Annotated in this window: 14 protein-coding genes; 2 read left to right on the forward strand and 12 right to left on the reverse strand. The window is 54.4% G+C overall.

The features are described 5' to 3' along the window. Nucleotides 1-11: 11 nt before the first annotated feature. The 9 genes from nikB to NST43_RS24745 form a co-directional block, all read right to left on the reverse strand. Nucleotides 12-929, reverse strand: coding sequence for a nickel ABC transporter permease (gene nikB / locus NST43_RS24705; protein ID WP_339219946.1), 918 nt, complete (start codon nucleotides 927-929; stop codon nucleotides 12-14). Between the two features lie 174 nt (nucleotides 930-1,103). Further along, entirely contained in the window at nucleotides 1,104-1,940 is an 837-nt protein-coding gene (locus NST43_RS24710; protein ID WP_209993525.1) for an aldo/keto reductase, read from the reverse strand. A 193-nt stretch (nucleotides 1,941-2,133) separates the two neighbouring features. Then, complete coding sequence (locus tag NST43_RS24715; RefSeq protein ID WP_209993524.1) at nucleotides 2,134-2,592, reverse strand: cupin domain-containing protein; 459 nt, start codon at nucleotides 2,590-2,592, stop codon at nucleotides 2,134-2,136. Nucleotides 2,593-2,736: 144 nt separating this feature from the next. After that, complete coding sequence (locus NST43_RS24720; protein WP_209993523.1) at nucleotides 2,737-3,672, reverse strand: SPFH domain-containing protein; 936 nt, start codon at nucleotides 3,670-3,672, stop codon at nucleotides 2,737-2,739. Further along, the gene (locus tag NST43_RS24725) at nucleotides 3,672-4,100 is read right to left on the reverse strand and encodes an NfeD family protein (protein WP_339219947.1); all 429 of its coding nucleotides are present in this window, start codon (nucleotides 4,098-4,100) and stop codon (nucleotides 3,672-3,674) included. Before NST43_RS24725 ends, NST43_RS24720 begins: the two co-directional genes overlap by 1 nt. 315 nt (nucleotides 4,101-4,415) lie before the next feature. Beyond that, nucleotides 4,416-6,338, reverse strand: coding sequence for a glycosyl hydrolase family 18 protein (locus tag NST43_RS24730; RefSeq protein ID WP_339219948.1), 1,923 nt, complete (start codon nucleotides 6,336-6,338; stop codon nucleotides 4,416-4,418). A gap of 486 nt (nucleotides 6,339-6,824) precedes the next feature. Next, the gene (locus NST43_RS24735; RefSeq protein ID WP_036694813.1) at nucleotides 6,825-7,466 is read right to left on the reverse strand and encodes an XTP/dITP diphosphatase; all 642 of its coding nucleotides are present in this window, start codon (nucleotides 7,464-7,466) and stop codon (nucleotides 6,825-6,827) included. A gap of 1 nt (nucleotide 7,467) precedes the next feature. Then, nucleotides 7,468-8,226: a ribonuclease PH gene (rph, locus tag NST43_RS24740; RefSeq protein ID WP_339219949.1), complete on the reverse strand. Its 759-nt coding sequence runs from the start codon at nucleotides 8,224-8,226 to the stop codon at nucleotides 7,468-7,470. A gap of 191 nt (nucleotides 8,227-8,417) precedes the next feature. Next, a complete protein-coding gene (locus tag NST43_RS24745) occupies nucleotides 8,418-9,539 on the reverse strand; it encodes a GerMN domain-containing protein (protein ID WP_339219950.1) in 1,122 nt (373 codons plus the stop codon). Between the two features lie 194 nt (nucleotides 9,540-9,733). Here NST43_RS24745 and NST43_RS24750 point away from each other — a divergent pair, with 194 nt between their 5' ends. Further along, a complete protein-coding gene (locus NST43_RS24750; protein ID WP_339219951.1) occupies nucleotides 9,734-10,333 on the forward strand; it encodes a phosphatidylglycerophosphatase A in 600 nt (199 codons plus the stop codon). A 42-nt stretch (nucleotides 10,334-10,375) separates the two neighbouring features. Beyond that, nucleotides 10,376-11,209 carry a hypothetical protein gene (locus NST43_RS24755; protein WP_339219952.1) on the forward strand — a complete coding sequence of 278 codons (834 nt, stop codon included), beginning with the start codon at nucleotides 10,376-10,378 and terminating at the stop codon, nucleotides 11,207-11,209. A 46-nt stretch (nucleotides 11,210-11,255) separates the two neighbouring features. Here NST43_RS24755 and NST43_RS24760 read toward each other — a convergent pair whose 3' ends face one another. The 3 genes from NST43_RS24760 to NST43_RS24770 all read right to left on the reverse strand — a co-directional run bounded on the left by NST43_RS24760 (nucleotide 11,256) and on the right by NST43_RS24770 (nucleotide 13,750). After that, the gene (locus tag NST43_RS24760) at nucleotides 11,256-11,834 is read right to left on the reverse strand and encodes a TetR/AcrR family transcriptional regulator (protein WP_339219953.1); all 579 of its coding nucleotides are present in this window, start codon (nucleotides 11,832-11,834) and stop codon (nucleotides 11,256-11,258) included. Between the two features lie 141 nt (nucleotides 11,835-11,975). Continuing rightward, nucleotides 11,976-12,971, reverse strand: a complete 996-nt coding sequence (locus NST43_RS24765; RefSeq protein WP_339219954.1) for an MBL fold metallo-hydrolase — start codon at nucleotides 12,969-12,971, stop codon at nucleotides 11,976-11,978. A gap of 41 nt (nucleotides 12,972-13,012) precedes the next feature. Beyond that, nucleotides 13,013-13,750 (reverse strand): class I SAM-dependent methyltransferase, encoded by a 738-nt coding sequence (locus NST43_RS24770; protein ID WP_339219955.1) that lies wholly within the window; start codon nucleotides 13,748-13,750, stop codon nucleotides 13,013-13,015. Nucleotides 13,751-13,960: the final 210 nt, after the last annotated feature.

The following is a 13,960-nucleotide window of genomic DNA, read 5'->3' on the forward strand; positions in this document are numbered from 1 at the left end:
TTTTCACAGCGTCAACGCAGCCTGATGCGCGGGTCCAGTATTAGCTGTAACGAATCTACTGCCAAATTAATCAGGACAACGACGACAGCCATCCATAATACATACCCCTGAATGACAATATAGTCTTTCGCAAAAATCGCCTCAATCACATACTTTCCGATCCCCGGCCAGGAAAATATAGTCTCAACGATAACAGAACCGCCTAGCAGCCCTGCTATGTTAACCCCAAATAGGGTAAGACTCGGAAGAAGTGCATTGCGAAGCGCATGTATGGTTATGATCCTCCATTCCTGCAGCCCCCTGGCCCTCGCCGCTTTGATGTAGAGCGTACCCAGAACGTCCAGAAGACTGGAACGGATCAACCGGATGTACACCCCTGCCATTCCAAACCCAAGTGTAAATGCAGGCAGAATGACACTGGATAGGCCATCCATTCCCATTACAGGAAATAGCCTCAGCTTCACTGAACCATAATAAATCAGGAGCAAACTTAGCCAGTAACCTGGCATGGAAACGCTGAACAGAGCACATACTCTCCCCAGCCGGTCAAACCATTTCCCCGGATACAGTGCAGATCCTACACCCACAGGCAGAGCTATAAGAATTGCGGCCAATATGGAGCAGCTGCTCAACAGCGCAGTAGCCGGGAAACGGTTCATTAGCTCTGTGAACACCGGACGATTACTGCTGTAGGATATACCCAAATCGAGATGAAGCACCCGGTACAACCAATGAAAATATTGCATATATACAGGTCCATCCAGACCAAGTGTATGTCTGGTCGCCTCAATGGCTTCATATGTAGGCTTAATACCGTCAGCACGAAGCATAATCTCTGCAGGATCACCGTGGGTTAAGTGCATAAGTGCAAAAGTAATACCAGAGATACCCAGCAGCACAGGAACCAGCTGGAATAAACGTTGCAACAAATATCGTATGATGGCATTCAACTCCATTATTAATCGTAATAATTACGATTATAACATAAAAATTTTAAATGAATAGTCCTAAAAAAATGCCACACTGCCGCCAAATGCAAAAAGCAGCCTCCCTTGGGGAGACCGCTCTTTGCATCTACAGCTTATAATGCTCTATCTGTCAGCTTAGAAATTAAAATTATCCGGGTCCGGGCCGAAGCGGTGGTTCTGGTTGAGATCCTCGATTGCCTTAACATCCTCATCGCTGAGTGTGAAGTCGAAGAATCCGGCGTTCTCAATGATCCGCTCCTGATGGACCGACTTTGGAATGGTAATGACGCCCTGCTGCAGATCCCAGCGCAGAACAATCTGCGCTACTGTCTTGCCATACCGCTCCGCCAGCTCCTTCAGCAGTGGAAGGTCCAGATTCCCCTGCATGAGCGGACTCCAGGCTTCCAGCTGGATATCATGCGCCCGTGCATATTTCAGCAATTCACGCTGGGTCAGTAGCGGATGGAATTCCACCTGATCCACCACCGGCACCACTCCGCTGTCCTCGATGATGTCCTCTAGATGATGCGTCTGGAAATTGCTTACCCCGATGGATTTGACCAGCCCTTCCTTTTGCAGATGGATCAGCGCTTTCCAGGTTTCTTTATATTTGCCGGCGACCGGCCAGTGGATCAAGTACAAATCCACCTGCTCCAGGCCCAGCTTCTTGCGGCTGACTTCAAAAGCCTTCAGGGTAGATTCATACCCTTGATCCGGGTTGCGGACCTTGGTGGTAATAAACAGCTCTTCCCGGGGAACTCCGCATTCACGGATTGCCTGCCCCACACCCTCTTCATTGTTATAGCCGGCAGCCGTATCAATACTGCGATACCCCGTCTCCACCGCAGACTTCACCGCACGGATAACCTCTTCGCCATCCTTGGTCTGCCATACGCCAAGACCCAGCCACGGCATGGTCACGCCATCGTTCAAGGTAGGCCCGCCTGTAAATGGTGCGTTCATTTCACTCATATCGATACCCTCCAAGCCTAATTTGAATTCAACAAGCTTCCTTAACCGTATTCCCGCTCTCATAATCATCCAACTGCGAAATCCGTTCACCGTTATAGCGAATAGGTTGCCAAATCGTGAAGATTGTATGCCTCCTATGTATCAAAAATGGAGCACAGCCCCTATTCGGCCGTACTCCATAACCTAACCCCGCTTATTTCTTGTCAATCAGCTTGAAATCGTCAAAGTGGAACTCCGGAGATACGATGCAGGAGACGAGCGCCGGTTCTTCACCTAGCGGGCGCGCGGCTTGCCATACGCCGGGAGGAATCACAACCTGCGGCTGCTGGCCCGCAGCGATATCCAGACCCAGGATAACCTCCGTTACGTTCTCCGGCTCTGCGCCGTTGCCTCCCAGACTGAGCACAATCGGGCTGCCGGAATGATACAGCCAGATTTCGGAGGACAGCACGGTATGAAAGTCTGAACTCTCGTCAGCATGAAGCAGGAAATAAATCGACGAAGCTGAAGCGCGCGGGCCCGAATAAGCCTCGCCCAGCGTCTCCTGGGGAATCTCAAAGGGAGCATTCCAAAGTCTCTTGTACCATCCGCCTTCAACGTGGGGCTGTAGCCCCAGTGTTTCTACGAGCGGAGAAATTTCTTTTTGCGTCACGGTATCTTCTCCTTCAAGTTTTGCACAGCGGCAAAACAGTCTTCATAAGCAAAGGCTTAAGAGGTACGGAGTACCTGCTAAGCCTCGGCCTGATTGTGCTATTAACTGTAACGGAAACTGCAAGAATTGTAAATTGTCTTACGCTTATTTGCCTTCTTTGCTAGCCTTGAATACTTCGGCGATGGCTCCCAGGCTGCCCAGCGTCTCCACCGCACTGGTCGGCAGGAATATTTTGTTCGCAGGTCCCTTGGAGATGTCTGTCAAAGCTTCAAAGGACTGATAAGCCAGTACTTTTTCATCCAGTCCTGCGCTGGCAATCATGGCAATCCGGGCCTTCTCGGCCATCGCCACTGCTTCGATCGCCTTGGCCTGGCCGAGGGCTTCCAGCTCCTGCGCCTGACCGAGACCTTCCGCCTGACGGATGCGGGCTTCCTTATCCCCTTCCGCCTTCAGGATCTTACTCTGCTTATCCCCTTCAGCACGAAGGATCATATCCTGCTTGGCAGCTTCCGCCTCCAGTACAATCGCACGCTTGCTACGTTCGGCCTTCATCTGTTTGTCCATGGCTTCCTGGATATCGAGCGGCGGCTTGATATCGATAACTTCGACCCGCTCAATGCGCACGCCCCACTTCTCTGTCGCTTCATCCAGCGCGAGACGGATGTCGGAGGAGATTTTTTCACGGCCGGACAAGGTTTCATCCAGCTCCAGCTTACCGATAATCTGACGCATGGTAGCTGTGGAGATATTCCGTACCCCATACACATAATCGGAGATTCCGTACGTCGCTTCTTCCGGACCTACTACCTGATAGAAGATAATCGTATCGATCTGCACCTGTACGTTATCCTTCGTGATTACGGTCTGCGGCGGTACATTCGCCTGTTGAATCCGCAGGTCATGATAGACCCGCACCTGATCAATGACCGGAATCAGAATGTTCAGACCTGGTGTGAGCAGACGGTGGAATTTTCCAAGACGCTCTACAACCCCAACTCTTTGCTGCGGGACAATCTTGATAGTCATTGCGATAAATACTACGACGACAACAATAATAATTCCGATAATCACCAATTCCATTAGTACATATCCCCCCATCGTTCTACTTCAATAATGGTAGTGCTTCTTCTTACTACAATTACCTGTTGACCCTTGCCTAGTGCCACTGTTGAGGTTGCACTCCATGTATCGCCGCCAATCTTAACCTGCCCGTAACGGCCAGGCTCAATCGGTTCAACGACCAGACCTTGCCTGCCGACAATGTCGGTACCCGTATCCTTGAAGCCCCGCGCATTGCGCAGCCGCTCAGACAATGGCTTGGTGAAGAACGTCAAGGCCAGGGCTAACAGCGAACCCGCTACGACCTGCAGCAGCCATGCATCCGGCAGCACAAGCGCAACCAGTCCGGCAGCCAAGGCTCCCAGGCTAAGCCATAACAAATAGAATGTAAACGTAAACATCTCTACAACAAACAAGACGCCAGCGGCAATTAACCACAATACCCACATACTCATTGGTGAACCCACCACCTTCCGCTATATACTACTATAACGAAATAATCGGCATCACGTTTCATAATATTTTTGGAGGCCGGGACAGCCGCCTGTCTGTTCATTATATTTCAGCCTGTGGAAGCTTATGAACCTTAAGCGGAATACAGGATGGCTAAATTGTATTTAAACATAAATATATCCAATCGAAGCGAAAAAAAATCATTAACCAAATTAAAAACGGTGCCAGCTTAAAAGCCGGCACCGTTCCTTGTTCTATACTTAGGCATAGTCATGCCCTATGGTTGGATTCCTGCGCTGTCCGCTCCGCCTTTAGTTCAGCTTCCAGAGCGCAGGAGTGACATTCGGCTCCCAGCCGGCCAGTGAGGTATGCGCCTGCAGACAGGTGTAAGATTGCCCGCTGTAAGTTACGATACTGCCGACACTATACGCGGTACCCGCTTTCCAGGCAGCAGCGCCTGGAGTAGCCGAAGGGATTGGCGTCACTACAGGAGTAGAGGTTGGCGCTACTGTCGGCGTAGCCGAAGGGCTTACTGTCGGGAGTGGCGTAGCTGTCGGCTGCGGAGTAGCGTTACCGCAGGTTCCGGTCACCCGCCACACCCCGAAGGCTCCGCTAAGATCCGGCCGGTCCCCTTGCGTCCACCACTGGGCTTGATACAGCAGTCCACCGTAGGAGACCTGCTGGCCTTGCGTGTAGACAGCGGCCGAGCTCCATGCAACCGCCGAGCATTGCCCCGGCGTAGCCGTTGGCGCCACTGTCGCTGTCGGTGTAGCCGATGGCTTCACCGTGGCCGTCGGTGCCACTGTCGCGGTCGGCGTAGCCGATGGCTTCACTGTTGCGGTCGGTGCGACTGTCGCGGTCGGCACCGGCGTAGCCGTTGGTGTCACCACTCCGCCTCCCAGCTCTGCGCCCAGCTTGGTCTGCAGCGTCTTGTTGCGGTCGCCGCTGGTCTCCCAGAACATCGCTCCGGCCAGACCCTTTGATTTCAGGTAGGTCGCTTTGTACCCGATGGATTCGGCATCATCATAGCTGATGAAGGTCTGGTTGGCCGGGTTGTAGAGATAAGGAACCTTGGAGGTGTTGTTCCAGTAACGGGTATAACCGTTCTTGTTAATGTAGTTCGCTTCCAAATCATTGAAATCGTAGTTGCCCTTCTCCCAGGTTCCGGTGGAGGATATCCCGGCAGATACCTGATATTGCCCGTTCCCCGCAGCAGGAGCACCTCCCCAGCCCCGGCCGTAGAACGGCATGCCGAGCACCAGCTTATTAGCCGGTACGCCTGCACTCAGATAGCTGGTCACCGCCTTGTCGATGTTATAATTCGCCGGCTCGGTCAACCCTGAAGATGCGGCTGCCGGGTCATAATACAACGGCGCATTGTGACCGGTGGTAGGGTTCCAACTGCCGTTGAAGTCGTAGGTCATAATGTTGATCCAGTCGACCACAGCGGCGATTCCGCTGAGATTGTTATTCTGGATGTAAGTGGGGCCTGCACCGGAGGCAATGGTCAGCAGATACGTTTTGCCGTCAGCAGCTCCGGCGGCATTCAGCTTCTCCCGGATCTTTTGGAGCAGCAGGATGTAGTTCTGCTTATCCTCAGGACGGTAGCTATTGCCCGCAAGTCCGCCGCTAACCGGGTATTCCCAGTCCAGATCGACACCATCCATCTTGTATTTGCGGATAAAATCCACGGAGGAATTGGCGAACACCTCACGGGTTGCCGCCGTGGCAGCCACATCCGAGAAGCGGTTGGACCAGGTCCAGCCCCCGACGGAGATCATCGTCTTCAGGCTCGGATTCTTGTCCTTCAGCTTCCAGAGCTGCTTCAGATTTCCCTTGATCGGGTCATCCCATTTGTCATCGCCGAAGCTTTTCTGGGCATCGATCCAGGGATCGCCCAGCACTACGGTGCCATTGGGCACGCTGATCGCCTGCCCCTGCTCGTTCTGGCAGGACCAGGTGACCGGATTCGGCCCGGTCGGGTCAGGATTGCCGTGTATTCCGTTCCAGCAGATGTCGGCAAAGGCATAGTTGATGACATTCATTTTGCCAGGATCGATATCCGTTACATTATAAGCCCGCCCGTAGGCGGCCCATGAAGCATAGTAGCCGACAATCTTGTAGTCTCCGGCTGCCTGAACAGTTCTGCTATTTGCACCAAAAGCCGAAAAAAGAGTAAGGAAAAGAACTGCCGCCAAGCCAAGCACAAAGGATTTTCTTTTGATAAAGGCCATTTCGTGATTACCTCCCCGGTTCAATGCGTAACCTGTAAGCCTGCTTCATGGACATACATGCGCCTCTGCCATCAAGGATATTAAGTGACCGTTCTTCCCTTGCCGCGAATGAGAATGAGAAAGCTCAGCGTTCACCTCCCGGACCCGATTGGCCTTGACCTTCACCCTGTGAAACTATTAAATTCCTGGCAGTCTGACTGGTAGAATAGTTATACAGCTCAAAAAAAGCGCAGTTCAGCAGCATACGGATCACTCGCTCCGCTGAGGCCTACGTTGTTGTCTGGTACAGGGCAGGGTGGGTAGTTTGCGGCGATTTTGCGGGAGGATGCAGGATCTGCGAAGGGGTGAAGTCAACTCTTATTCTCATACAAAGCCGGAGGATATGCTAGGGATAAATTTCCATAATCAGGGGGGATTATTATCTAAAAAAATAAGCAGCCCTAAGCATATTCTGCTTACGGGCTGCTTCTACAGTATCCAAATCTTCTATTGACCGCCGCTCTGCGCGGCAGCAAGCTTCTCGGTCAGACGCCGCAGCGCCGTCCCGCGGTGGCTGATCGCCTGCTTCTCCGCAAGCGTCAGCTCAGCCATCGTCTTCTCGTATTCCGGAAGATAGAACAGCGGGTCATAGCCGAAACCGCCGCCGCCCGCAGGCTCCGAGGTAATCCAGCCTTCGACCGTACCCTCAGCCGTCCATTCCCGTCCGTCCGCCGGATCATAGAGCGACAGGGCACAGACAAACCGTGCGGGACTCAGCAGCGGCTGTCCGGTATCCTCCCCCTGCTTCAGCCGCTCCAGCTCGCTCATCAGCTTCAGATTATTCGCCTCATCATCCGCTGCTTCACCAGCATAGCGGGCCGAATACACGCCGGGGCTTCCGTCCAGCGCCTCTACGCAGAGCCCGGAATCGTCTGCCAGCACCGGCAGTCCAAGGGCATTCCCTACTGCGCGTGATTTCTTGAAGGCATTCTCGGCAAAAGTGGCCCCGTCCTCGACTACATCCGGCAGATCCGGGTAGTCATACATGCTTTTGACCGTGAGTCCGAGGGGAGCAAAGGCATGCTGGAACTCCCGCACCTTGCCTTTGTTCTTCGTTGCGACAATCAGAATTCCGCTGCCGGATTTCATCCTACACCCCTTGGCCGGTCTGGCCGGCAGGGATTTTGAGCGCGATGGCGCCAAGGACTTCTTTTTGCACAGCGATCAGCTCGTAGATCCCCTTCTCTCCAAGACCCAGCAGCTGGTCAAGCTCCTGTCGGGTAAATGGCCGCTCTTCGCCTGTGCCCTGAACCTCAACGAAAGCACCGCCGCCCGTCATAACCACGTTCATATCCACCTTCGCCTTGGAATCCTCTTCATAATTCAGATCGAGCAGTGTCTTGTCGCCGACTACCCCCACACTGATGGCTGCCAGGTAGTCCGTAATCGGGAAGACCGTCAGCTTATTCTGGAGGGCAAGCTTGTTCATGGCGAAGGCCATCGCTACAAAAGCGCCCGTGATCGAAGCCGTCCGCGTTCCCCCGTCCGCTTGAATCACATCACAGTCCAGCGTAATACTGCGTTCGCCGAGCGCCTGCAAATTCACCACCGAACGCAAGGCCCGTCCGATCAGACGCTGGATCTCCATGGTCCGCCCGGTCAGCTTGCCGCGCGCGGCTTCACGCTGGTTGCGGGTCTGGGTCGCGCGGGGAAGCATCGAATATTCGGCGGTTACCCAGCCCTTGCCTTGTCCTTTCAGAAACGGCGGGACCTTCTCATCCACGGTTGCCGTACAGATGACCTTGGTATCTCCCATCTCAATGATGACGGAGCCTTCTGCATATTTGTTGGTCTGGGTCGTTATCGTTATTGGCCGGAGCTGATCTTCGTTGCGTCCGTTTGATCTCATCTTTTCTGCCTCCTACATCGTATAGCGCGAAGTTTGTGTATACATTCATCCGTATCTTATACGCAGAAACGGGTGCCGCCCCCTATGGAAGAGAACGGCACCGCTGCTCCTGACCCGTTATTCGGATGAACAATACTTTATTCTATCAAAGAGTAGGCACAAAAGCATCTTTTTAAACCGATGGATTCGGTCTAAAGCGGCAGCTCGTTCACATATTCCGGCGCTGAAACAGGCTGGCCGTAATCGACGTTATTGGTACCCGTAACCGTATCCTTGCCGTTCAGACGGATCTGCACCAGCGAATCATCTGTATTCTGGGCCACCGTCAGCACGACCGACTCCAGCATCTCCTCGGGAATGCTTGTGCTGCCTTCGAACATATCATCGGTCAGCGATACGGTGACTACTCCGTTCTGCCCTGCTTTTACAGAATCGACCACCGTTCCCTGCGTCATGACCATCTCCAGGCCGTTCTCGGACTGCGGTCCGGCAATCAGCTCGCTCAGAGCAGCCTTCACCGTATCCCCGCCAGCGGGTACAAACCGGGTAACCGGAACATAATACTGATGGCCGCCATCCGGTGAAGCAGCTGCGAAATAGACTGTGACTGCGCTGGAGTTCATCATCAATGCGTTATGCTTCGGCAGATTAATGCCCATCGTGCGGGCCAGCGGGCGATCCAGCGGTGTGCCTTGCAGCGGCATTTCAGTCAGCTTTTTGCCATCGACCCAGAGCTGCACTCCCTTAATGTCATCCTGCCCGGTCAGTGTCCAGGTCAGCGCTTCAAGGATTTTGCGTTCATCCGCAGGATCGTAGTCGTTAAACGCCGAGTTGAATTCAACAATGGCGACATGGTCCTGGCCGACCGACACCTGATTCACTATCGTCCCTGCGGGCAGTACGCCCTGGAAGCCCTTAGGTAGTGCAGACGCGTAATCCCCCTTGCTGACCAGTGCCGTGAGGGAATTCTTCAGCATGACTGTGTCCTCGCTTTTCGGAAAAGACAGAGCCACCGGAGCCAGCAGACCGTTCTGATCCTCCAGATACACAGTGGTCCGCTCACCGGCTACAGCAGGCGCACCGGTATCCTTCACCCCAACGGACAGATCCGTCTCATTCAGGGATGCGGGTCCGAATACACCGGTATCCAGCGTATCTTCCCCGCTCACTTGCAGCATTTGAGCTTCTACGGCGGCGGGAGGCGGGTCCACAGCGGCGGATTCTGAACCGAACAGACTGCAGCCGGAGAGCACAAGCGGAACGGCCAGCAGGCAAGCCGCAGACGCCCCGCGGAGGTGTTTCACAGGTTTCATCAATCTTCATTACCCCTTTCAACGCTAAGATCAGTTTGTACTGCTATGTATACGAGCCCTGTGTCCAAAAAATAACAACAGCTTATCCTAAATTACAGAGATTCTATTCGGACGTTTCTGGACATCGGTCTGCCGCTTGCGTACAATTTAGTACATACCCAAATCACACCCGACTCACGAATGGAGGACTTCCTATGACTGATGCCAAAATTCCTTACAGCCTCAACAGCAAAGCCGTTGCCGAAGCGACCCGGTACTGGCTGCACAAGCGCGGGGTAACCTTAGAGGAGATCGCCGAGCTTGTCATGCTGCTGCAAAAGAAATACTATCCGGGCCTGACCATGGAGGAATGTATTCATAACGTCGAGATGGTACTCAGCAAGCGTGAGGTGCAGAATGCAGTTCTGACCGGCATCCAGCTGGATGTACTGGCCGAAGAGGGCAAGCTGTTTGCCCCGCTGCAGGAAATGATTGAGAATGACGAAGGCTTATACGGGGTGGATGAGATTCTCGCCTTTTCCATCGTGAATGTATATGGCAGCATCGGCTTCACCAACTTCGGGTATGTGGACAAGCTTAAGCCGGGCGTGCTGGAAAGGCTGAATGACAAAACCACCGGCCAGATCCATACTTATCTGGATGATATCGTAGGTGCCGTAGCCGCAGCAGCCAGCAGCCGTATTGCCCACCGCAAGCAGGCGGAAATTGAGCAGAAGCTTGGCCTGGAACTTGAACCGGAGGATGTGGAAGAGGCTGCACGGCGCAGCACTATGGAGAACACTAAGCCAGAGTAAGGCGGGATTTAATATGGATCATTGGAAAGGTGCGAAGTGTGCATGACCTATTCGTTCGTAGTGGAGCCGCTGGCTGTCCAGGATTTCGAGAGTGAGGATGAGCGGATTGAGCGGTGTAAGGAATGGAATCTTCTGCCCGGTTCAGCCACCCGGGTCAAAACTTATATGTACAAGCGGCAGGGCCTGACCCTGCCTTGTGAAATTGTAGGGTTTGTGGATAATCAGACGGTGGTGGTTCAGTTCGAGAACAAGCAGCAGCACTGCATCCACCCGGCCTACCTCAAAGAAATGCAGACCGCCAGCTTCGGCCAGCGCGCGCAAGCGGCGGCGGATGCACGGGCCGAGGACCCGGCAGAAGCTGCCGGAGAGACCGCAGCGGATGAGCTGCTGGAGAACCAGCCGGTTGAGGGCGATGTGGAGGGTGCGGAGCGTTTAGAGGGCGGGAGCGGGAGTGTTGGTGCTGCGGAGCGTTCAGAGAGTGGGAGCGCTGTTGAAGGCGTGACTGCTGCGGAGACAGCGGCTCCTGCAGAGAAGCCGCGCAAGCCAGCTGCCTCCAAGAAGAAGCCCGCCCTGCAGCTGCCGGAAGACAAGCTCAAGGTTACAGCGGTTGTCAAAGAATTTACGACCGTTCCCAACCACTTTTCGGATAATGACGATGAAGTTATTATCTATGAAAACATAGCCATAGAAGGCCATGATCTGGCCATTGACGAAGTCTGGTCAAGCCACAGTGCCACGCTGAAGAAGCTGGAGCTTAAGGAGGGCGACCCCGTTTCTTTTGAAGCGAAGATTGTAGCCAAGAAGCTCTCCCAGCACCCGGTCAAATACAAAATCAACAACCCGTCCAAGATGAAGGTGATCCAGCCGGATTCTTAAGAATGGGATAATCGCAGGCCACTGGACGACACAGACAGATCATTGTCTAGGGCAGAGCGTCCAGCGGCTGCGGCCCCATTTGGTTGCGTTCGAGGAGGATACTAATATCCTCCATCAGCTTTTTGGCCGAAATCGGCAGCGAGTGTGTAATCCACCATTCCATTACTCCCACAGCAGCCGAAGCCATAAAATGCAGCAGCATCTCCTTGTTCATCCCCTGGTTCACACCATCCATATCGATCTGCTCCGCCAGTCCCTCCATCAGCATGGCATGCAGACGGGTTCTGAAGGCAGGAATGCCGCTGTTATTAATCAGTGTAATGAAAACGGTAGCATGCTGTTCCACATATTCAGCCGTACGCAGCAGGGGACCGGAAGAGGTAAAATCGAGATTCTCCTGAATACCCACACAACGGTCACGCAGCTCCGTCATTTCCTTCTCAACACACTTATCCAGCAAATCATATTTGTCCACAAAATGCAGATAAACAGTACCTCTGCTCACATTAGCCCGCTCTGCAATCTCATGGACCGTAATCTGCTCAAAGCTCTTCTCTTCCATCAGACTAAGAAACGCCTTAAAAATAGCATCCCGCGTCTTCCCGATCCGCCTGTCCACCGCCATCCCTCTTACAACTCCTTCCCCTCAGCTCTTAGTTGGGTTCATTATATTTAACAGTTGTCAAAAAATCAACACGTGTGCAGAATCAAGGGGCACTTGTGCTCTTCATTTAGACTGCTCAATTGAACTGCGGATTAGCGCCGCCTACTCCACAGCCGTGAAAAGCAGGCCGCCGCCGGGCCCGGCCTCCGTCTCGGCTGCCCGCCCCCGGCGCACCAGCTCGGCCAGGTGGGCCAGCGCCTCGCTCATGGCGAACCGCATCTGGTGCGCTGTCGCGACCCGGCTGCGGAACAACCCCTCGCAGACCGCGAACCCGCTCTGCGGTCCGCCTGCGAGCAGCGCGGCTGTTGTATCCAACCGCTCCTCATGATGCCGGAGCAGGCTGTCCGCCCGCGCCGTGAACCCCGGGAACGGTTCCCGGTGGCCCGGGAACGCCAGCGTAACCCGCAGGCTGCGCAGCTCCCGCAGCCCCTCCAGGAACGTCAGCAGCGGCTGCGGATCGCTGCCCGGCTGCAGGCCGACATTGGGCGAAATCTGCGGCAGCACAGCATCGCCGCAGAGAATCTGCCCGCTGTCGCCGTGGTAGAACGACACATGCCCCGGCGCATGCCCGCCTGTGATAATGGGCTGCCATTTACGGCTGCCCATTACAAACGGCTCCGCGGCATTGATGTAGGTGACCTCCGGCTGCGGGGTCACCTCGGGCAGGAAGCCCTCCAGATGCTCGCGGATGCCTGTGTTCCACTCCTCCGGCATGCCATGCCGCCGGAAAAAGACCGGCAGCGCCTCATTCAGAATCGCTTCATCGCCCCAGGCGAGACCGGCTTCGGTATGAGCCCGCTCGGTCATCCATACCCGGGCTCCGCTGCGGGACTGCATCCAGCCCGCAAGGCCATAATGGTCGGGATGATGATGGGTAACCACGATATCCCGCACCTGCCTCCAGGTAAGGCTCAGCGCCTCAAGTACCCCCTGCCAGGCAAGCTCGGCAGCCGGTGTATGCGGGCCTGGATCAATAACTGTAACCCTGCCGTCCTTGTCCGGCAGCAGATAGCTGTTAACCTGACGCAGCGGCAGCCCCATCGGTACGGATACCTGAAGTACTCCGCCGTCCCAAGCTTGAATGATCTCCTTATTCAACCTTCCTTCGCCTCCTCTAAGCCCTCTCTCTGATGCCATCTCTAAGGTCTACCTCCCATGAAAATCATGCGGGCCGAGGATTCAGCGTTATATTCCTCTTCATCGTAGCCGCCGTGAACAGTATCCAGCCGCAGCCCGGCAGCGTCAAGCATTTTGCGGAAATCCTCCAGCGTGTAGAGCTTCACCCGTTCCTGGCACTTGCGGGCCGGAGCGCTCCCAGCCTTCGAGGTCAGCAGGATATTCTTTTTCACATACCCTTCCTCGATCCGGCGGGTCTCATCAATCTGGACATCTCCGTCCTCCCGGACCGAATGGGGCACCAGATGGCGGATGACGTAAGCCGGATTCAGAAAATCAATGATGAACCGGCCACCCGGCTTCAGCATCCGGCAGATCTCCTTAAGCACCTTAATCTGCTCCTCATCCTCTTCAAAATACCCGAAGGAAGTGAACAAATTGACCACGGCATCGAAGCCTCCCGCAAGCGGAAGCTCACGCATATCCGAGTGCAGCCAGGTTATCTGCTCCGCCCCCGTCTGCGCACGCGCCTCACGCAGCAGTACCTCCGACAAATCCACGCCCGTTACTTCATAGCCAGCCTGCGACAGAGCCAGCGAATGGCGGCCCATGCCGCAGCAGAGGTCCAGCACCTTCGTCCCCCGGGGCAGGCCAAGCCACTGGATCATGCTCTCCACCTCATGACGCGCACCGCTGAAATCCCTGTGTCTGTATACAATCAGATAGTCCTCGCCAAAACATTTCTCATACCACTCACTCATCTCTTTCCTAGCTCCTTCCACACCCCGCTTCACCGCACGGGCTTATCCCTGTCTCTAATAACGCCTATTGTACCGCCTTTTACTGTAGAAGCCCAGCGAAGTCACAGACCTGCAACACATAATAGTTTATTTATAATTATAGGAACAGGATCACTGTGCGGATAAAAAAAGTATTCCTTCGCGGCGCATATGTATTCGGTTTTTCGCATA

Origin of the sequence: Paenibacillus sp. FSL H8-0332, from assembly GCF_037963835.1 — a bacterium.
In the GTDB taxonomy this organism is placed as follows: domain Bacteria; phylum Bacillota; class Bacilli; order Paenibacillales; family Paenibacillaceae; genus Paenibacillus_AQ; species Paenibacillus_AQ rhizoplanae.